At 72.7% G+C, this 18,331-nt stretch carries 19 protein-coding genes; 5 read left to right on the plus strand and 14 right to left on the minus strand.

The genetic code is table 11. The features are described 5' to 3' along the window. Positions 1 to 43 precede the first annotated feature (43 nt). From ADX84_RS22470 to ADX84_RS22495, 6 genes are all read right to left on the minus strand, one after another. On the minus strand, positions 44 to 856 hold the full coding sequence (locus tag ADX84_RS22470; protein ID WP_049578826.1) for a hypothetical protein: 813 nt from the start codon (positions 854 to 856) through the stop codon (positions 44 to 46). 402 nt (positions 857 to 1,258) lie between these two features. Beyond that, positions 1,259 to 2,206: a M56 family metallopeptidase gene (locus ADX84_RS22475; protein WP_049578828.1), complete on the minus strand. Its 948-nt coding sequence runs from the start codon at positions 2,204 to 2,206 to the stop codon at positions 1,259 to 1,261. Then, positions 2,203 to 2,580: a BlaI/MecI/CopY family transcriptional regulator gene (locus ADX84_RS22480; RefSeq protein ID WP_049578830.1), complete on the minus strand. Its 378-nt coding sequence runs from the start codon at positions 2,578 to 2,580 to the stop codon at positions 2,203 to 2,205. Before ADX84_RS22480 ends, ADX84_RS22475 begins: the two co-directional genes overlap by 4 nt. 56 nt (positions 2,581 to 2,636) lie before the next feature. Then, positions 2,637 to 3,890, minus strand: coding sequence for a hypothetical protein (locus ADX84_RS22485; protein ID WP_053107322.1), 1,254 nt, complete (start codon positions 3,888 to 3,890; stop codon positions 2,637 to 2,639). A gap of 16 nt (positions 3,891 to 3,906) precedes the next feature. Continuing rightward, entirely contained in the window at positions 3,907 to 4,869 is a 963-nt protein-coding gene (locus ADX84_RS22490) for a cytochrome c biogenesis CcdA family protein (protein ID WP_049578855.1), read from the minus strand. A 6-nt stretch (positions 4,870 to 4,875) separates the two neighbouring features. Further along, positions 4,876 to 5,673, minus strand: coding sequence for a thioredoxin domain-containing protein (locus tag ADX84_RS22495; protein ID WP_234004153.1), 798 nt, complete (start codon positions 5,671 to 5,673; stop codon positions 4,876 to 4,878). A 109-nt stretch (positions 5,674 to 5,782) separates the two neighbouring features. Here ADX84_RS22495 and ADX84_RS22500 point away from each other — a divergent pair, with 109 nt between their 5' ends. Both ADX84_RS22500 and fdhA read left to right on the plus strand, forming a co-directional pair. Continuing rightward, a complete protein-coding gene (locus ADX84_RS22500) occupies positions 5,783 to 6,229 on the plus strand; it encodes a hypothetical protein (RefSeq protein WP_049578833.1) in 447 nt (148 codons plus the stop codon). A 100-nt stretch (positions 6,230 to 6,329) separates the two neighbouring features. Beyond that, positions 6,330 to 7,550 (plus strand): formaldehyde dehydrogenase, glutathione-independent, encoded by a 1,221-nt coding sequence (gene fdhA, locus ADX84_RS22505; RefSeq protein WP_049578835.1) that lies wholly within the window; start codon positions 6,330 to 6,332, stop codon positions 7,548 to 7,550. A gap of 66 nt (positions 7,551 to 7,616) precedes the next feature. Here fdhA and ADX84_RS22510 read toward each other — a convergent pair whose 3' ends face one another. Next, positions 7,617 to 7,823 carry a hypothetical protein gene (locus ADX84_RS22510; protein ID WP_017544135.1) on the minus strand — a complete coding sequence of 69 codons (207 nt, stop codon included), beginning with the start codon at positions 7,821 to 7,823 and terminating at the stop codon, positions 7,617 to 7,619. A gap of 184 nt (positions 7,824 to 8,007) precedes the next feature. On the opposite strand from ADX84_RS22510, the gene ADX84_RS22515 reads away from it, so the two are divergent. Then, positions 8,008 to 8,202, plus strand: a complete 195-nt coding sequence (locus ADX84_RS22515; protein ID WP_049578837.1) for a DUF1918 domain-containing protein — start codon at positions 8,008 to 8,010, stop codon at positions 8,200 to 8,202. Between the two features lie 240 nt (positions 8,203 to 8,442). Here ADX84_RS22515 and ADX84_RS22520 read toward each other — a convergent pair whose 3' ends face one another. The 6 genes from ADX84_RS22520 to ADX84_RS22545 form a co-directional block, all read right to left on the minus strand. After that, entirely contained in the window at positions 8,443 to 9,330 is an 888-nt protein-coding gene (locus ADX84_RS22520; protein WP_049578839.1) for a sugar phosphate isomerase/epimerase, read from the minus strand. Continuing rightward, positions 9,327 to 10,586: a dihydrodipicolinate synthase family protein gene (locus ADX84_RS22525; protein ID WP_082206714.1), complete on the minus strand. Its 1,260-nt coding sequence runs from the start codon at positions 10,584 to 10,586 to the stop codon at positions 9,327 to 9,329. Before ADX84_RS22525 ends, ADX84_RS22520 begins: the two co-directional genes overlap by 4 nt. Further along, positions 10,583 to 11,743, minus strand: a complete 1,161-nt coding sequence (locus tag ADX84_RS22530) for a Gfo/Idh/MocA family protein (protein ID WP_049578843.1) — start codon at positions 11,741 to 11,743, stop codon at positions 10,583 to 10,585. The genes ADX84_RS22525 and ADX84_RS22530 overlap by 4 nt, the downstream gene beginning before the upstream one ends. A 49-nt stretch (positions 11,744 to 11,792) precedes the next feature. Beyond that, positions 11,793 to 12,626 carry an ABC transporter ATP-binding protein gene (locus ADX84_RS22535; protein WP_156208160.1) on the minus strand — a complete coding sequence of 278 codons (834 nt, stop codon included), beginning with the start codon at positions 12,624 to 12,626 and terminating at the stop codon, positions 11,793 to 11,795. Between the two features lie 2 nt (positions 12,627 to 12,628). Continuing rightward, positions 12,629 to 13,684 (minus strand): ABC transporter substrate-binding protein, encoded by a 1,056-nt coding sequence (locus ADX84_RS22540; protein WP_082206716.1) that lies wholly within the window; start codon positions 13,682 to 13,684, stop codon positions 12,629 to 12,631. Positions 13,685 to 13,841: 157 nt separating this feature from the next. Then, on the minus strand, positions 13,842 to 14,687 hold the full coding sequence (locus ADX84_RS22545) for an ABC transporter permease (RefSeq protein WP_049578845.1): 846 nt from the start codon (positions 14,685 to 14,687) through the stop codon (positions 13,842 to 13,844). Positions 14,688 to 14,849: 162 nt separating this feature from the next. Between ADX84_RS22545 and ADX84_RS22550 the strand changes: the two genes are divergently transcribed. After that, complete coding sequence (locus ADX84_RS22550; RefSeq protein ID WP_234004155.1) at positions 14,850 to 15,899, plus strand: LacI family DNA-binding transcriptional regulator; 1,050 nt, start codon at positions 14,850 to 14,852, stop codon at positions 15,897 to 15,899. A 345-nt stretch (positions 15,900 to 16,244) separates the two neighbouring features. Here ADX84_RS22550 and ADX84_RS22555 read toward each other — a convergent pair whose 3' ends face one another. Then, the gene (locus ADX84_RS22555) at positions 16,245 to 17,291 is read right to left on the minus strand and encodes a LacI family DNA-binding transcriptional regulator (RefSeq protein WP_049578850.1); all 1,047 of its coding nucleotides are present in this window, start codon (positions 17,289 to 17,291) and stop codon (positions 16,245 to 16,247) included. Between the two features lie 215 nt (positions 17,292 to 17,506). On the opposite strand from ADX84_RS22555, the gene ADX84_RS22560 reads away from it, so the two are divergent. After that, on the plus strand, positions 17,507 to 18,274 hold the full coding sequence (locus tag ADX84_RS22560) for a cupin domain-containing protein (RefSeq protein ID WP_199776671.1): 768 nt from the start codon (positions 17,507 to 17,509) through the stop codon (positions 18,272 to 18,274). The last annotated feature ends 57 nt before the right edge of the window (positions 18,275 to 18,331 follow it).

An 18,331-nucleotide genomic window follows, 5' to 3' on the forward strand; every position in this document is an offset into this window, starting at 1 on the left:
CCCCGGTACAGACGGACCACCTGACCGGCCCCGGTCCCACCCCTCAGGGCCGGTCAGGTGGTCCGTCTGTACCGGGGCGGGCCGACTCCGGGTCCGCGGCTCCGGACGGCCCGGAGCCGGTGTCGGGGTCGAGGTCGGGGGAAGGGGAGCCGGACGGCCCGGTGTCGGGGTCGGCGGGTCCGTCGGCGACCGGTTCGTCGAGGGTGACCAGGTCCAGGAGCTGCCGGGCCTCCGAGAGGGCCTCGGCCAGTTCGGTCTGGCCGGTCTCCGAGACCTCGAAGAACGCCTCCTCCATCCATCCCCGGGTGGTCGCCAGCCAGGCGACCACCCGCTCGTCGCGGTCACCGGGCGCGGTGTGCGCGACCTCGCCGACCAGTTCGACCAGCGTCCACAGCGCCTGCGGGGTGTCGCGGCCCCACCACGACGCCAGGTACGGGCCGAGTTCGTCCCCGGCCTCCGCGAGCGTCCCCCACGGCGCGAGTTCCCGGTCCTCGTCGGTGAGGCCGAGCTCCCACCAGACGGACAGGCAGGCCCGGAGCGACGCGCGCTCGTCCTCTGGCCAGTCGGTCCACCCGGCCTGGCGGAGTTTGGCGAAGAGCCCGTGGAGGTCCGCGTCACCGCGGAGGGAGAGTTCCAGAAGTCTGGGCAGGAAGTGGCGCAGGTCATCCACGTCGCCCCACGTGTTCAGGGCCTTGTGGGAGAACCGGCGCAGCCGCTCGGCGTCGAGCTCCCGCAGCGGAGCCCCGAGCAGGTCATGGTGGTCGTTCTCGGTGACGCAGTGCTGACACCCCTCCACCCTCGCGGGTCGGGGGTAGCGCGCGAACACCCGGTACACGTCCTCGATCTCGCTCTGCACGCCCCCAGGATGGCCCAACGGCCCCCGGCACCGCTACGGGTGCCGGGGGCCGTGTCGGATCGGAACGGGTCGGGTTCACCCCGCGGGCGGGCCTCCGGACAGGCCCACCCCGGCGAGACGCTCCTGGTCAGCCGCGCGCATGCCACCATGTCCAGCAGGATCGGCTCGACCGGCCGGGGGCGACGAAGGCGTCCGGAACGTGGTGTCAGAGCCCCGGCGGGAGGGCGGACCGCGTCCGTGGCCGACGCGGACACCGCGAACCAGCGCACATTCCTACGCCACCGAGGAGCCGCCCACCGAGCCCCGTCAGCGAGGACGGCGCGTCGCCCTCCCACCCGCTGTCCTCGGATCGTCGCTGCCTCACCCAGTGACACGACCCGCGACGGGGGCGCCCCTCAGCGCTCAGCCGACGCAGTCGCAGTGCGGAACCACCACGTTCAACACAGTGGCCAGCACCGTGAGTGCGAGCGGCAGCAGCACCAGCAGAGCTGCGACGGCGTAGGAGCCCGCTCCGGCGGTGGACCGGTCCGGCCGCACCTGGCGGTGCACCCGACGCACCGGGCAGGCGCCGGTCACCGACAGGGCCGGTTCCGGTCCCCCGGTTCCCGCCGCCGCCATGATCCCCAGGGCGTGGGCGAGGGCGTGCGGGCCCGCCTCCCGGGCCGCGCGGTCGTCGGCCACCCACTCCACGAGTTCGGGGACCTCCCGGGCGGCCGCGCGCAACAACGGGACCCCGGGGAAGGCGGCGTCGAGCAGTCTGGTCCAGGTGACCAGGAGGTGGTGGCGGCCGTCCAGATGGGCCCGCTCGTGGGCCAGGACCGCACGGAGTTCCGGCCCGGTCAGCTGGTCGAGGGCTCCCCGGGTGACGACGATCCCCAGGCGGCGGCCGGGCACGCAGTAGGCGGCCGGTTCGGGGCGCTCCAGCAACCAGACCCGGTCCAGGTGCAGAGTGCGGCGGTCTCCGGTGGCCGCGAGGGTCCGGCCGTGCTCGCGGGTCCAGGCGCGTCGCCTCCGGGCACGGCGCGCGGCCGTCCACGAGAGGCGGGCCAGGCCCAGGGCGCCGAGCAGTCCCGCGACCGCGACCCCGCCCTCCGCGCCGTTCCGCTGGACCGCCTGGAAGAGATCCACGCACGCGGCGACGAACGCCTTCACACCCGGGCCCATCACCTTGGTGGCCAGGGTGGCGAGCAGGACCGCGCAGGCCAGCAGCCACACGACGGTGGTGAGCGTCCAGAGCGCGAGCATCGCCCGTGCGCTGGCGCCCCGGCCCTCATGGAAGGCGCGCAGGGCACGGGGCCCCGCCGTGCTCCACAGCAGGACCACCGCCAGGGAGGCCAGGGACCAGGTCACGGTTCCTCTTGCCGGGGGATGTCAGCGAGCAGATCGCGGAGGAGGTCGAGGTCGCGGGGGTCCATCCGGTCCACGAAGCGCAGAAGGGCCACCTGGGAGTCGCCGCTGTCGTCCAGGGCCCCGTGCATGCGGTCGGCCGCGTGGGAGGCCCGGTCGCGCAGCGCGCGGTAGAACCACAGGCGGCCGGTGCGTTCCCGGTCGACCCACTCCTTGCGGCGCAGGTTCTCCAGGACCGTGGAGATGGTGGTGTAGGCCGGTTCGCGCTCGGCCAGGCCGTCGACCACCTCGCGCACGCTGAGGGGCCGTCCGGCGGCCCACAGGACCGCCATCACCGCGGACTCCAGTGACCCGAGTCCCGGAACCGTGTTACTCATGGCCCACCGTTCGTCATGCGCTTCTCCGTCCAAGAATAGGCAACCCGGCCCGCCGTTCAGCTGACGGCCAGCGCCGCGAGCACGCCGCCCCCGTTCCCGGGGACCCGCAGGACGGCGGGGCCGCCGGGGAGCGCGGCCACCGGTGTCAGGTCCGAGGCCTCCGAGGGGAGCTCTGCGGCGACCCCACCAGTGGCCGTGTCGACCGCGCGACCCACCCCGCCCTCGGCGGCGGTGTACAGGGTGTCCCCGACCAGACCGGCGAGCCGTTCGCCCGGCCGGGTGGGCAGTTCCCATGCCGGTTCGGGGTCCGTCGCGGCCAGCCCGTACAGCCTGGCCTCCCCTTCCCCGACCGGGGCGGCCAGGACCACCGTGCGGTCCAGGCCGTCGCCGAGCAGGCGGGGGCGCACGTCGGGGGCGAGGGTCAGCAGGCGTTCACCGGTCCGCAGGTGGTGCACCGTGTACAGGAGCACCTCCCGGTCGTCATCCGCGCCCACTCCCCCGACCTCGTCGGCCGCCGTCCACTCCAGGACCACGGCGGCGCCGGAGTCGCTGGAGGGGCGGGGGCCGTACCCGACCGAGACCGGCCGGTCGCCCAGCTCGTCCGGGACCGTGAGGTCGGCGTGGGCCCACAGTTCCCCCTGCTCCGAACCGAGGGCCCGCAGCTCGCCGTCCCGGTGCAGCAGCAGCGTGCCGTGGTGTTCGTGCAGGACGGTGTCCCCGTCCTCCTCGTCGGCGACCACCTCCCCGGTGCCCGCCGCCAGCGCCGCCTTCGGACCACTCGCCTCGGTCATCACGCTGCCCGCCAGAGCGGCGAACACCAGCCCCGGGCCGACCAGAGTCCCCGGCACCTCGGTCGGTCCCCAAAGGCGCTCCCCGGTGTCCGGGTCGTGGGCCGAGGCGGTGGTCACGAAGGCGAGGACGCCCCCGTCGGGATCGGGCTCGCGGTCCAGCAGCACCACGAACTCCGCACCGCCCTCCTCCGCGCGCGCCACGGTGAACCCGGTGCAGCTGGGGTCCCGTTCGGTGGCCCAGCGGGTGACCCCGTCCCGGTCCACTCCCAGGAAGTGGAGCGGCCCTCCCGCCTTCTCCTGTGACACACCGACGAAGGAGGAACCCGCCGCCCGGGGCTCGGAGGAGAAGGGCGCCGTCCACAGGGCCGGTCCCTCCAGGGGGTACGGCAGCGCACCGGCGACGGAGGGCGGGGGCGTGGCCGGGGTGTCGCGCGGTTCGACGTCGGGGGTCGGTCGGGGGACGCAGGCCGTGACCAGGAGGAGGGCGGCCCACGGTGCGGCCAGGGAAGCTGTCCGCACCGTGGGGAACCGCGCGCTACTCCGCACGCCCCGCCGTCCGGCCGGGGTTCGGGGAGTCCTCCCGCGCGTCCGCATCCGGTCCCGTCTCTTCGGCCCCCGCCGCCGCGATCCCCGCCTCATCCGGCCCCGCGACCTCGGAGTCCTCGTCCCCGGCGGTCCGGCGCCGGGAGTGGACGGTGCCGACCGTCACCAGGACCACCAGCACGGCCAGCGCCCCGAGGGCGACCAGGTCGGTGCTGGTGCCCAGTCGCGCGAAGACACCCTGGGCACGGTCGGCGGTCTCCGCCATCCAGCCCGCGCCGGGGAGCGAGGTCATCGAGGCGGTGCCGTCGAAGGCCACGAACAGCACGCCGATCCCCACGAACAGGCCGCCGGACAGCAGCGCCGTGGTGTGCGTGCGCAGCGGGCCCAGCTCGACGGTGCGTCCGCGCAGCCAACGCCGTCCGCCCAGGTCGAAGTGGTCCCAGAGCAGCGCCAGGAAGAACATCGGCAGGACCATGCCCAGCGCGTAGGCGGCCATCAGGAGCATGCCCCGGACGGGCGTCCCGGTCGCCGCCACGGTGAGCACCGCGCCCAGGATCGGCCCGGAGCAGAACCCGGCCAGACCGTAGACGGCACCCAGGCCCAGGACGGACACGCTGCCCCGGCCCCCGGCGAACCGGCTCTGTGCCCGGGCCAGGACACCCCAGGTGAAGCCGAGCCCGAGGATCTGCGCGACACCGAAGGCGATGATCACGCCGCCCGCCACCGAGATGAGCAGGTCGCGGTGCCCGTAGAAGAGCACGCTCACCATGGCCGAGCCCGCGCCGAGCGGAACCAGGGTCAGGCAGAGCCCGACGTAGAAGACCCCGGTACGCAGCAGGAGCTGACCGGTGTCACGGAAGGCGTACGCGAAGAACGACGGCAGGAGCAGCGCGCTGCACGGGCTGAGCAGCGCCAGCAGTCCGCCGAGGATCGCGGCGACGAAGCCGATGTCCAACACCCGTCACTCCCCGGCTGCGGCGAGGGCGGTGTCCACGCTCCGGACGAACACGTCCAGGGGTTGCGCGCCCATGATCGGGTCACCGTTGACGATGAAGGCGGGGGTGGCGCTGACCCCGATCTGCTGGCCCTCCATGAAGTCGTGGCTGACCTCGATCCTGCTCCGCTCGGAGTCGAGGTCCTCGTGGAAGCGGTCGGCGTCGAGGCCGAGGTCCGCGATGATGCCGTCGAGGACCTCGTCCGGGTCGTCGGCGGACTTGAGTTCGTCCTGCTGCGCGAACACCGCCTCCTGGTACTCCCAGAACGCCTCCTGCTCCCCGGCCGCGGTCGCCCCGAGGGAGAGCGTGTTGGACAGGTCGCCCAGGTAGGGGAACTCCCGCCACTCGATCCGCAGGTCGCCCGAGTCCACGTACCGCTCGACCAGCTCGGGCTGGGTCTCCTGGGCCCAGGAGGCGCAGTAGGGGCAGGCGAAGTCCGAGTAGGCGACCAGGACCACGGGGGCGTCCGCGCTGCCCAGGGACATCGGGTCGTCGGCGGATCGCCGAGCCAGGGCCTGGCCCCACTCGCGCTGTTCGGCGTCGATGTGGTCGACCGCCGAGGCCTCGTTGGAGGTCGCCTGTTCGTCTCCCCCGCCCTCCAGTCGCAGGCCCACGACCACCGCGACCACCAGGGCCGCCACCACGGCGCCGCCGATCAACAGCGGTGACGGCCCGCCCTTCCCCGTGCCCTTCCGTGTGGCCGATCCCCTGGTCCCGGCGTCCTTGCGGCCCGAGTCCTGCGGTTTCCTGGCGTCCTTCGGCATGCCGCTCCCCCGTTTTCTATGAAAGATAGAGCGTACTCTAAGCTCCATAGAAAAGCGCGGGGGCATGCCGGTACGAGCCCCGCGCCCACTCTCCCGGAAGGACGGACCGATGCGCGACTGGGGAACCCGCCAGTGGGTGACGGCGGCGGCCGGGACGGCGCTGACACTGCTGGTCCTGGGTCTACCGGCGGTGCTCATCCCCAACGGCCTCTTCGCCCGTGAGATCGAACCCACGTGGTGGTCCCATCCCGTCTGGGTGGCCACCTCGATCCTGTCCGGGCTGCTTCTGGCCACCTACACCCGCCCCGCCCCCGAGGGCTCCGACGGGCCGGGTGGCGTGCGCGGACTCGGCGGGGGGCTCCTCGCCTGGTTCGCGATCGGCTGCCCGGTCTGCAACAAGATCGTCCTGCTGGCGCTGGGCACCAGCGGTGCGATGGCCTGGTTCGCGCCGCTCCAGCCCCTGCTCGCCGCCGCGGGACTCGTGCTGCTGACCCTGGCGCTGCGGGCCCGGCTCCGCGCGAACGCCTCCTGCCCCGTGCCGGACTCCGTCGGATAGTCACGCCGGGGTTCGGTTAACCCGGGCTCCCAGCGGAAACAGTGGGGGGACACCCCCACGCACCGGAGCGAGGCCGCCCAGGCGGAGAGGTAGGAAGGACATGGCCGGCAACAGAGGAGTCGTCTACCAGGGCCCAGGAAGGGTCGAGGTCGAGGACATCGCGTATCCGGACTTCGTGCTCCACGACGGGCCCGGGGTCAACCCGGCGAACGTGGGGCGCGAGGTCCCGCACGGCGTGATCGTGAAGGTCGTCGCCACCAACATCTGCGGCAGTGACCAGCACATGGTCCGGGGCCGCACCACCGCGCCCCAGGGCCTGGTCCTGGGCCACGAGATCACCGGAGAGGTGGTCGAGAAGGGTCCCGACGTCGAGTTCGTCCAGGTGGGCGACCTCGTCTCGGTCCCGTTCAACATCTCGTGCGGCCGCTGTGTGAACTGCAAGGCCCGGCACACGGAGATCTGTCTCAACGTCAACCCGGACCGGCCGGGCTCGGCCTACGGGTACGTGGACATGGGCGGCTGGGTCGGCGGGCAGGCGCAGTACGCGCTGGTGCCCTACGCGGACTGGAACCTGCTGAAGTTCCCCGACCGCGACCAGGCCCTGGAGCACATCCTGGACCTCACGATGCTCTCGGACATCTTCCCGACCGGCTACCACGGTTGTGTCACCGCCGGTGTGGGCGTGGGGTCGACGGTCTACGTGGCGGGCGCCGGACCGGTGGGACTCGCGGCCGCCGCATCCGCGCAGCTGCTGGGCGCGGCGGTGGTGATCGTCGGCGACCTCAACGACGAACGGCTCGCCCAGGCGCGCGGGTTCGGCTGCGAGACGATCAACGTCGCCGCGGGTGACCCCGGTGACCAGATCGAGCAGCTGCTCGGCACACCGGCCGTGGACTGCGCCGTGGACGCCGTCGGGTTCGAGGCGCACGGAACCGGCGCGCGAGCCACTGAGGAGGCGCCCGCGAGCGTTCTGAACACGGCGATGGACGTCACCAAGGCCGGCGGGGCCATCGGCATCCCCGGCCTGTACGTGACGGGCGACCCGGGCGCGGCCGACGAGGCTGCCAAGGTGGGTTCGCTGTCGATCCGCTTCGGCCTCGGCTGGTCGAAGTCGCACGCCTTCTTCACCGGCCAGTGCCCGGTGATGAAGTACCACCGCGAACTGATGACGGCGATCCTCAACGACCGCGTCCGGATCGCCGACGCGGTCAACGCCGTCGCGATCCCGTTGGAGGACGCGCCCGAGGGCTACCAGTCCTTCGACAAGGGAGCGGCAAGCAAGTACGTGCTCGACCCGAACGGCTACCTGAGCACGGGCTGACGGCACGGCGAGCGGTCTCGGCCGCTCGCTCCGACCACCGCTCTCCGGCGCTGCCCGGAGAGCGGGCTACTCCCCGGAGATCAACCGGGACACGTAGAGCACCGCCCCGGCGGCGAGGGCGGCGATGCCCATCGAGGCCACAAGGGAGGCCAGGCCGAGGATCACCCCCTCCAGGGCGACCCAGGACTCCAGGAAGTCCCGGGTGGCGGTCCGCGAGAGCACGAACACACCCATGAAGACGACGAACGCGATGATCGGGGAGAGCTTGTCCACCCGTTCATTATGCGAGGGTCGCACCGGTCCTCACACCAGCACAGCACTCACCCCATGCGTCACCGTTCGTCCGAAATCCCGGTGTTTCCCCAGGTCGACATGGTTCGTCCGGGCTTGTGAGCGGGTACCACCCGACTGTGGCCAGCCTGGGGGAGGCCGGTCGTCGAACCGTGGGGGAGAACGAATGCGCGCCACCATCGGAGACCAGTTGCACACACACGGGGTCACCAGCTCCAAGGGCGAGCACGAGGCGGAGATCATCGACGTCCTCGGACCGGACGACGGCCCGCCCTACATGGTCCGCTTCGCCGACGGTGAGGAGCGGGTCATCTACCCGGGGCCCCGGACCGTCGTGCTCCCCCGGACTCCGAGCGACTGACACGTCCGCCCGAGGCACCACACCGGAGGCGGTGTCGCGGGACGAGAACGGGAAAGGACCCCTCCGGCCCGAGTGCAGGTCGGGCCGGAGGGGTCGGTACCGGGGCGTGAGCGGCGGCGGTGGAGCGTGCCCGGCCGGGGGTCGAGCGTGGGCGCGCGGTCCGAAGGCGTGCGTCGTGCGGTCAGCCGAGGAGACGGGGTCCGGCGCCGACCCCCGTGGGTGGGGGTCGGCGCCGGACGTTCAGTGCTCCCCGGTCCGGTCGGAGAGGTGGGGCGCGATGACGTCGCCGAAGGCGCGCACGCAGCCCCGGACCACGTCCGCGAACGGCGCGTCCCACACCTGCTGGTGGAACACCTCGATCTCGATGTCCCCCCGGTACCCGGTCGCTTCGACCGCGCGGGTCAGGGAGGCGAAGTCGATGTGGCCCTCGCCCGGCAGGCCCCGACCCAGGAGCGCGCCCTCGGGCACCGGGGTGAGCCAGTCGCACACCTGGTAGGAGGTGATCCGGCCCTCCGCCCCGGCCCGCGCGATCATCGGCAGCACCTGTGGGTCCCACCACACGTGGTAGGTGTCCACGACCACCCCGGCCGTCTCCGGGTCGAGGTCGGCGACCAGGTCGAGGGCCTGTCCGAGGGTGGAGACCACCGCGCGGTCGGCGCAGAACATCGGGTGCATCGGTTCGAGTCCGAGACGCACCCCGCGCGCCCGCGCCTCCGGTTCCAGGGCCGACAGCGCCGCGCGGACCCGGTCCCGGGCCGCCGCGAGGTCCCTGTCTCCTGGCGGAAGCCCCCCGACGACGAGCACGAGCACCGGCGCCGAACCCGGGGCCCCGGCCTCGGCCAGCGCGGCGGTCTCGTCCAGCGCCCGCAGGTTCTCCTTCCACTGTTCGTCGGCGGTGCCCGGGTCCGTGACGAACCCGCCCCGGCACAGGCTGGAGAAGCGCAGCCCGGAGTCGGCCAGGCGGGCGGCGGCCTCGGTCAGGCCCGCCTCCGCCACCCGGTCGCGCCACAGTCCCACCGCACCGACCCCGGCGGCGACGGCGTGGTCGACGGTGGTCGCCAGGTCCGCCCTCTTGATGGTGGCCTGGTTGAGCGAGAACCGTTCGGTACCCGCCTTGGGCGTACTCACGTCCGTGCCTGCCTCTCCTCGGTCACACCGTGTGTCAGCAGCAGGTTCCGCCACCGCCGCGCGGCGAGCGCGGGGTCGGCCAGCGCCCCGCAGGCGTCGGCCAGTTCGATGACCCTCGCCAGGTGCGGCAGGCTGCGGGCGGAGTGCAGGCCGCCCACCATCGACCAGCCCGGCTGGAGCCCGTTGAGCCAGGCCAGGAAGGCCACCCCGGTCTTGTAGTACTGGGTGGGCGGCGCGAAGACCTGCCGGGACAGCTCCTCGGTGGGTCCGAGGACGCGGCGGTAGGCGTCGGTGTCCCCCGCCTCCAGGGCAGTCAGCGCCGCCGACGCCTGCGGGGTGACGGCCGCGAACGCGCCCAGGAGGGCGTCCGAGTGGTGTTCGCCGTCGCCGAGGATCAGGTCCACGTAGTTGTAGTCGTCGCCGGTGTACATCCGGACCCCGTCCGGCAGCCGGGAGCGCAGTCGGCGTTCGGCCGCCGCGTCCAGCAGGGAGAGCTTGATCCCGGCGACCCGGTCCGCGTGCTCCTCGATGACGCCCACCACGGTGTCCATGGCCTCGGCCGTGTCCCGTGACCCGAAGTACCCGGCCAGGCGGGCGTCGAAGGCCTCGCCCAGCCAGTGCAGGACCACCGGGGTGCGGGCGGCCCCGAGGACCTCGGCGTAGACCTTCGCGTAGTCGGTGGCGTCGCGGGCGGCCGCGGCGAGGTGCCTGCTGGCCATGAGCACGGCCCCGGAACCGGTGGACTCCACGTGTTCGAGCTGTTCTCGGTAAGCGCTTACCACCTGGGCGAGGGACACCGGTGCGTCCGGGAGCTGGTCGGTGTTGACCCCCGACACGACGAGGTCGCGCGTGGGCACGCCGTGCTCCCGCCCGAACTCCGTGGCGGCTCGCGCCGTGCGCTCCACCAGTTCACGGGTGGCGGCGTAGTCGAGCCCCATGTTGCGCTGGGCGGTGTCCATCGCCTCGGCGACACCCAGGCCCAGGTCCCACACCCGTCGGCGGAACCCCAGGGTGGAGTCCCAGTCCACCTCGGCGGGGGCGCCGGGCACGTTGTTCCCCCAGGGCAACGGCACCACATGGGCGGCGGCGTAGACCGACCGCACCCGGTGGTGTCCGCGCGGCCGGACCTTCTCCGGCGCGGCCGCGAGCGTGAGCCGGTCGACGCGGCCCGAGGAGCGCGGCAGCAGCACCTCCGGAGCGGAGCCCGGGTCGGCTGCCTCCGCAGGAGGCCCGGAAGGGTCGGGACCCGCCGTCATCGCCCCGCCTCCGCGTCGTCACCGAGCGCGATCCGACGGCCCTCGGCGGCGGATTCGAGGCCCCGCTCCGCGAGCAGCACGCCGCGCGCGGCCGAGGCGAAGTCGAACCGGTGCGGGCGGCCCGCCACGTAGTCGCGCAGGTACTCCTCCCACTGCGCCCGGAAACCGTTGCCGAACTCCGCGTTGTCGGGCACGCGGCTCCAGTCCGACCGGTAGTCGTGGGTGTCGGCGAGGTCGGGGTTCCACACCGGCCGGGGCGTCGTCTCACGGGTCTGCACCCGCCCGTTGAACAACCCCACCACGGCCGAACCGTGGGTGCCGTCCACCTGGAACTCCACCAGTTCGTCGCGGTCCACCCGCACGCACCAGCTGGAGTTCATCTGGACCACGGTGCCCTCGCCCACCTCGAAGATCGCGTAGGCGGCGTCGTCGGCGGTCGCCGCGTAGGTGGCACCGCGTTCGTCGACCCGCTCGGGGATGTGCGTGGCGGTGTGCGCGTACACCGAGCGCACCGGGCCGAAGAGGTGCTCGAAGACGTAGTTCCAGTGCGGGAACATGTCCACCACGATCCCGCCGCCGTCCTCCTTGCGGTAGTTCCAGCTGGGCCGCTGGGCGGGCTGCCACCCGCCCTCGAACACCCAGTAGCCGAACTCGCCACGGACCGAGAGGACCCGGCCGAAGAAGCCGGAGTCGACCAGCCGCTTCAGCTTGAGCAGCCCCGGCAGGTACAGCTTGTCGTGCACCACGCCGTTGTGCAGGCCCGCGCGCTCGACCTCCCGGGCCAGCTCCTCGGCCTCAGCGTGGGTCTCGGCGGTCGGCTTCTCGCTGTAGATCGCCTTGCCCGCCGCGATGGCCCTGCGCAGGGCGGGGACCCGGGCGCTGGTGAGCAGGAAGTCCGCGTAGACGCCCAGCCCGTCGTCGGAGAGCGCGGCGTCCAGGTCGGTGGTGTACTCGTCGACGTCGTGCCGCAGGGCGATGCGGTCGAGCTTCTCCTTGTCGCGCCCCACGAGGACGGGGCGGATCGGTACCCGGGAGCCGTCGGGCAGGGCGAGCCCGCCCTCGTCCCGGATGGCGAGGATGGACCGCACCAGGTGCTGGCGGTAGCCCATGCGGCCGGTGACACCGTTGAGGATGATCCCGATCGTCTGTGTCGTCATGTCGTGCAGGTCCTGTCCAGTTGCGGTCGGTCGACCGTGGGCTCGGGGGTCAGTCGGCGGTGGCGGTGGAGCCCAGGAGTTCGCGGATCCGGGCGGTCACGCGCTGGAACTCGGGGTTCTCCAGGGTGGGTTCGTACTCGCGGTGGCCGGGGATGGCGATGTCGAACTCCTCGATCACGCGGCCGGGGCGCGGCCCCATGACCACTGAGCGGGAGGCCAGATACACGGCCTCGGCCACCGAGTGCGTCACCAGCACCACCGTCATGCCGGTGGCCTCCCAGATGCGACGCAGCTCGACGTTCATGTTCTCCCTGGTCAGCGCGTCAAGGGCGCCGAAGGGTTCGTCCATGAGCAGCACGTCGGGTTCGTGCAGGAGGGCGCGACAGAGGGAGACGCGCTGCTGCATGCCGCCGGAGAGCTCGAAGGGCATGGCCTTCTCGAATCCGGTCAGGCCGGTCATCTCCATCAGCTCGTCGGTGCGCTTGCGCGCCCACGCCTTGGGGAGCCCGCGCATCTCGGCCTGGAAGAGGATGTTGTCGCGGGCGTTGCGCCAGTCCAGGAGTGCCGCCCTCTGGAAGACGAACCCGACGTCGCGGCGGGGCCCCGTCACGGGCGTTCCCCTCAGCGTCACACCACCGGCGCTGGTCCCGGTCAGCCCGGCGATCACCCGCAGCAGGGTGGACTTCCCGCAGCCGGAGGGGCCCGCGATGCTGAGGAACTCGCCGTGCTGGATGGTGAGGTCGATGCCGCTGAGCGCGTGCACCGTGCGGTCCTTGGTCTGGAAGGTGACGTCGACCCCGTGGATGTCGACCATCGGCCCCGGGTCCTGAGGGGGACCGGCACCCGCGCCGTCCCGGGCGCGGTCGGCTGTCCTGGCGAACATGCTCACTGTCCTTCCGTGGTGAAGGAGGCGTCGAAGTACGTGCCGGTCTCCTTGGCCTCGTTGATCAGCCCGGCCTCGGCGAGGACCTCGATGGTCTGCCGCCAGTCCTCCTCCGAGGTGTGGCCGGGCTCCAGGCCCTCGCTGCTCTCGGTGTGGAGGAGCTCGATGGTCCCCTGCCACTGCTCCAGGAGGACTTCGCCGCTGGGCATCTGCGGGTTCTGACCCTCCATGGAGGCGACCGCGTCCTCCGGCGCCTCCTGCGCGGCGGTGAAGGCCGCCGAGGTGGCCGTGACCATGCGCTGGACCAGGTCGGGGTCGTCCGCAATGGTCGAGGAGTGGGCGAGCAGGCCGTTGCTGAAGAAGCTCAGACCGGCGTCGGAGTAGCGCAGGTAGTTGACCTCCTTACCGCTCTCGGCGGAGATCTTGGGGCCCTGGTCGTGGCCGAAGCCGATGAGCGCGTCCACCTGGCCGGAGATCAGCGCCGCGTTCTTGCCCGCCGAGTCGAGGTTCTGCTGCTCGACGTCGTCCTCGGTGAGCCCGACCGCCTCCAGGTACATGGGGAAGGTGAGGGTGACCGCGTCTCCGGCGGAGACCGCGATGGTTCGGCCCTTGAGGTCGTCCGGCCCGGAGATGTCGGTCTCCGCGAAGTACTGCACGGCGGCGGGGGTGGACTGGAGGTAGACGCCCACGGAGCGCACGTCCACGCCCTCGTCCACGTTCGCCAACAGGGCGGGGGTGTCGGCCCAGCCGAAGTCGAAGCTCTGCTGACCGATGGCCTGCACGGTCCGGGCGGAGCCCTGCCCCGCCTCGATGGTGAGGTCGATCCCGTGCTCCTCGAAGATCCCCTCCTCGACGCCGTAGTAGAAGGGGGCGTGTTCGCCGTAGGGGTACCAGTTGAGCTGCAACGTCACCGCGTCGGTGTCGCCGCCGGCGGCCGTCTCGCCGTCCCCGCCGCCGCAGGCGACGAGGGCCAGGGCGCTCACCCCGGCCGCGAGGGCGGTCAGGGCTGGGCGGGAGGTGGCGCGGTACTTCGTGGTGCGGGATTCTCGGGTGGCCATGAGGGTTCCTTCGGGTGTTCCGGGAACGGCTGGGGAGGCCTGGGAGGCCTGGGTGACCCGGGCGGTCCGGGCGCTCGGGTGCGTGGGGAGGGCGCGGGCGCCCCGGTGTGCGGGAGGGGGCGCGCGGGACGGGTGCGGGTGCGCCGCCCGGGGCGGATCAGCCCCGGTTGCGGCGCGTGGCGTGCCAGGGGATGAGGAGCGTCTCGGCGACCTGGATGATCGCGAAGAGCAGGACGCCCAGCGCGGACATGATGATCAGCGCGGCGAAGAGCATGGCGGTGTCGATGTTGCCGTTGGCCTGGAGGATCACGAAGCCGAGGCCGGAGTTGGCCCCCACGAACTCACCGACGACGGCGCCGGTGACGGCCAGGGTGGCGGCGATCTTGAGACCGGACAGCAGCTCGGGCAGGGCGGCCGGGAAGCGGACCTTCCAGAAGGTCTTGAGGCGCGAGGCCCCCATGGTGGAGGTGAGTTCGAGGAGTTCGGGGTCGACGGAGCGCAGGCCGCTGATCCCGGAGATCACCACCGGGAAGAAGGCCATGAGCACGGCCACGAGGATCTTCGGACTGGCGCCGAAGCCCAGCCACACCACGAACAGCGGCGCGATCGCGATCTTCGGGATGACCTGCGCGAAGAGGATCAGCGGGTAGAAGGTCTTCTCCAGTGTGGGCGAGTAGACCATCAGCACCGCGACGAGTACGCCGACCACCGCCGCGATCACGAACCCGGCGACGGTCTCCCCCGTGGTGACCAGCGTGTGGCCCCACAAGTACTCGGGGTTGTCGGTAAACGCTTTCCAAGTGTCGACCGGCGAGGGGATGATGTAGGGCTGGACCAGCCCCGTGGACGTGACGGCGAACCACACCACCACGACGAGTGCGAGGAAGGTGGCGGGATAGGCCGCCGCCGCGACCCGGCGCGAGGGACGACGTCCGCGCCCCCGCGTGCCGTCGGGGACCCGGGCGGGTGGAGGGGCTGGGGCGGACTGAGTCTGTGGAGTCATACGGACCTCGTGTCGCACTTCGGGGGATGGCGGAAGAAGCCTCGGCTATGCTGGAAAGCGCTTACCCAGACGTTCCGGGAGCGGGATAGCGCTTTCCCGTTTCCGGAATATTAAGTTCGCGTAGGTGGGGTGTCAATGCCCCCACGAGGGACGGGACGGAAAATGCGCAAGACGAGGACCAGGGCATCCAGCGGAAACCCGACCCTCACGGACGTGGCCGCACGGGCCGGGGTGTCCCTGGCGACGGCCTCCCGGGTACTCAACGACAGCGACCGCAAGGTCGGCCGCGAACACCGCGAGCGGGTCCTGCGCGCCGCGAGCGAACTCGACTACCGGACGGACCTGTCCGCGCAGGCCATGGCCCGGGGCAGCTCCCCGGTACTGGCGCTGCTCGTCAGCAGCATCGACGACCCCTACTTCTCCGCCCTGGCCGCCGGGGTCGCCGACTCCGCCCACTCCCACGGCGTGATCGTGACCATCGCGATCACCGCGCGCGACAGCGAGCGGGAGCTCACCTCGGTGCGCACGCTCCGGGGGCAGCGCCCGCGCGCGATCCTCGTGGGCGGCAGCCGCATCTCGGACAACCCCCACACTGACGCGCTCCTCGCCGAGCTGCGGGGATTCGCGGACAGCGGCGGCCGGACCCTCTTCCTGAGCCAGTCGGTGGGCGGCCTCGGCGCGGTGCACCCGGCCAACACCTCCGGGGCCAGGGAGCTCGGCACGGAGATCGCCCGGATCGGATACCGCCGCGCAGCGATGGTGACGGGCTCGGGGGCGTTGGAGACCGTGGCGGAGCGGACGGAGGGCCTGCGCCAGGGGCTCGCGACCCGTGGCGGCGGGATCTCCGTGGTGGAGAGCGACTCCTTCGACCGTTCCGGCGGCTACCGGGCCACTCTCCGACTCATCCGTTCCGGCCGGATCAGGGACGTCGACGTGTTGTGCGCGGGCAACGACTTCATGGCGGTCGGCGCGATGACAGCCCTGCGCGACAACGGGATCCAGCCCGGCCGCGACGTGGCCGTCACCGGGTTCAACGACATCGAGACCGCAGCCGACGTCACCCCCCAGCTCACGACGGTGCGGTTCCCGCTCGCCGCCATAGGACGCCGGGCCGCCGACCTCGCCCTGGACCCGAGCGCCCCGCTCACCGAGGACGTCTGCGTGCCCGGTGAGGTGATCATGCGCGACTCCTGCCCACCGCTCGCGAGGTGAAGCCGGGAAGTCCAGGGCGTCGGGGAGACCCGGGGGTCCGGGCGTCCTGCGGACCCACCACTCCAGACCACCGACCTCGCCCCGCACCCGACCGGCCCCGCTCACCGAAGACGCCCGAGTCCCCGGTGAGGTGATCATGCGCGGCCCCCGCTCCCACCCGCGAAGTGAAGCCGGGGAGCACAGGGGTCCGGGGGTCCAGGGTGTCCTGCGGGGCCCCACGAGGCTCGGCCAGGAGCCCTCCCCGGTCCGGTGACCCTGACCGGGGGCGTGCGACCGTTCGCGGACGAGGCCCCCGGTCACACGGGGCCTCGCCCGGATTCCACGGGAGGCCCCCTCAGAGGGGCGTCATCCGGGAACCGGGCCGGTGGAGTCGCGGACGACCAGCTCGGTGCGCACGGTCAGGACCCCGCCGGGCGGGTCCTCCCGCGCGCCGATCGCGAGCATCCCGCTGGTGCGGCCCGCGTCCGCCAGCGGTATGCGCACGGTGGTGAGCGCCGGGACGGCGTCCAGGCTGAACGGGAGGTCGTCGAAACCGGCCACCGAGACGTCCCCTGGCACGTCCAGCCCGCGTGAGCGGAGTTCGGCGAGGGCGCCCAGCGCGGCGTTGTCGTTGCCCGCGACCACCGCAGTGAGGCCGGGGGCCCGGCGCAGGAGTTCCGCCACCCCGGCCCGACCGGCCTCGCGGTCGAAGTCGCTGGACGCCACCGGGCAATCCCCCGCCGGCAGGCCCGCGTCCGCCAGGGCCCGGAGGTGCCCGTCCAGCCTCAGCCGCGAGGTCGTGCGGTGCTCCGGTCCGGTGAGGTAGCCGATGCTCCGGTGCCCCAACAAGACCAGGTGCGCGGTGAGCCCTCGGGCGCCCTCCCGGTTGTCGAAGTCGACCGCGACCACCCCTGGCAGCGGTCCACCGTCGTGGCCGGTCAGGGGCGGGCGGCCGCACAGGACGACGCGAGATCCGGTGGCGGTGAACTCGGCGACCTGGTCGACGAGGGCGTCGCGGTGGCCGGGGCCGTTCACCAATCCGCCCGTGAGCACCACGGCCCGGGCCCGCTGCCTGCGCAGGAGCCTGAGGTAGCGCAGCTCGCGTTCGGCGGAGCTGCCCGTGTTGCACACGACCGCCAGGACGTCGCCCTCGGCCATGGCGGCCTGGATTCCGCTGGCGATGACCCCGAAGAACGGGTCGGCGACGTCGTGGACCAGCACGCCGATGAGGTCGGAGCTGGACGCCGCCAGGGCGCGGGCGTTGCCGTTGACCACGTAGTCCAGCTCCGCGACGGCCCGGTGGACCCGTTCCGCGGTGGCCCGGGCCACGGGGTAGTTGCCGTTGAGGACCCTGGACACCGTCGCCGGTGACACCCCGGCCCGCCGCGCCACGTCGGCGAGTGTGGTCGCCATCTCCGCCCTGGTCCCCCGTTCCGGCGCCTCCTGCCCCGCCGCTGCCACCAGCGGCTCACGGGGAGGCCCTCCCAGCAGTATGGCGAACTTCCACGCCCGGCGCAGGCGGGGAACCGATGCGAACGACCCCCTCAGGACTCCTTGACAGCGGCCGGGGACCGAACGTACTTTCTCCGAATAGAAAGCGCTTTCCCCCAAGCGATCAGGGAGCCGCGTTGAGCCAGCAACCCCAGCCGACCAGCCCTGACGCCCCGACACCGCCCCAAGGCCCGCCCGCGCTGCCCGGAGGGATCGGGCTGTCCCGGCTGCGCGTCTACGACTGGCCCGCCGCCCCGGAGTCCGACGGCCTCTGCGGCGGCACCCCGCACCTCCACCTGGCCTGCACCGAGGCGTACGCGGTGACCGGCGGTTCGGGCGCCGTGCAGACCCTCACCCCGGAGGGCTTCTCCTCCACCCCGCTCACCGAGGGCGACCTCCTCTGGTTCACCCCCGGAACCGTGCACCGCCTCGTCAACCACGATGGCCTGCGCATGATCGTCCTCATGCAGAACGCGGGCCTGCCCGAGGCGGGCGACGCCGTCCTCACGTTCCCCTCCGACGTCCTGGCCGACCCGGCCGCCTACGCGAGGGCGGCCGCCCTCGACCCCGCCGACCCCGAGGGATCAGCCCGCGAGAGGCGCGAACTCGCCGTCTCCGGCTTTACCGAACTGCGGAACCGCCTGGAGTCGGGCGACACCTCCGCGCTGACCGAACTGCACGCCGCCGCCCTGCGCCTGGTCTCCGGCCACCTGCCCGCCTGGCGGGCCCGGTTCGAGCTCGGACCGGCCGCCGAGGTGGCCCGCACCGCCGCCCACCTCGACGCCCTGGCCGAGGGCGACCCCTCCCACCTGGCCTCCGCGTCGGTCCACCGGGGCGGAGCCTCCCCGGCCTGGGGCATGTGCGGGCGGCTCGACAAGTACGAGAGAACCGAGAGGGCCGAGTGAGGCGGGGGGGGAGCCCTCGGGTTTTTCTTTCTTTTTCGTGCCGCCCCCCACTCCCCC

The sequence above is a fragment of the Nocardiopsis sp. SBT366 genome (genome assembly GCF_001083815.1).
Classification (GTDB): Bacteria; Actinomycetota; Actinomycetes; order Streptosporangiales; family Streptosporangiaceae; genus Nocardiopsis; species Nocardiopsis prasina.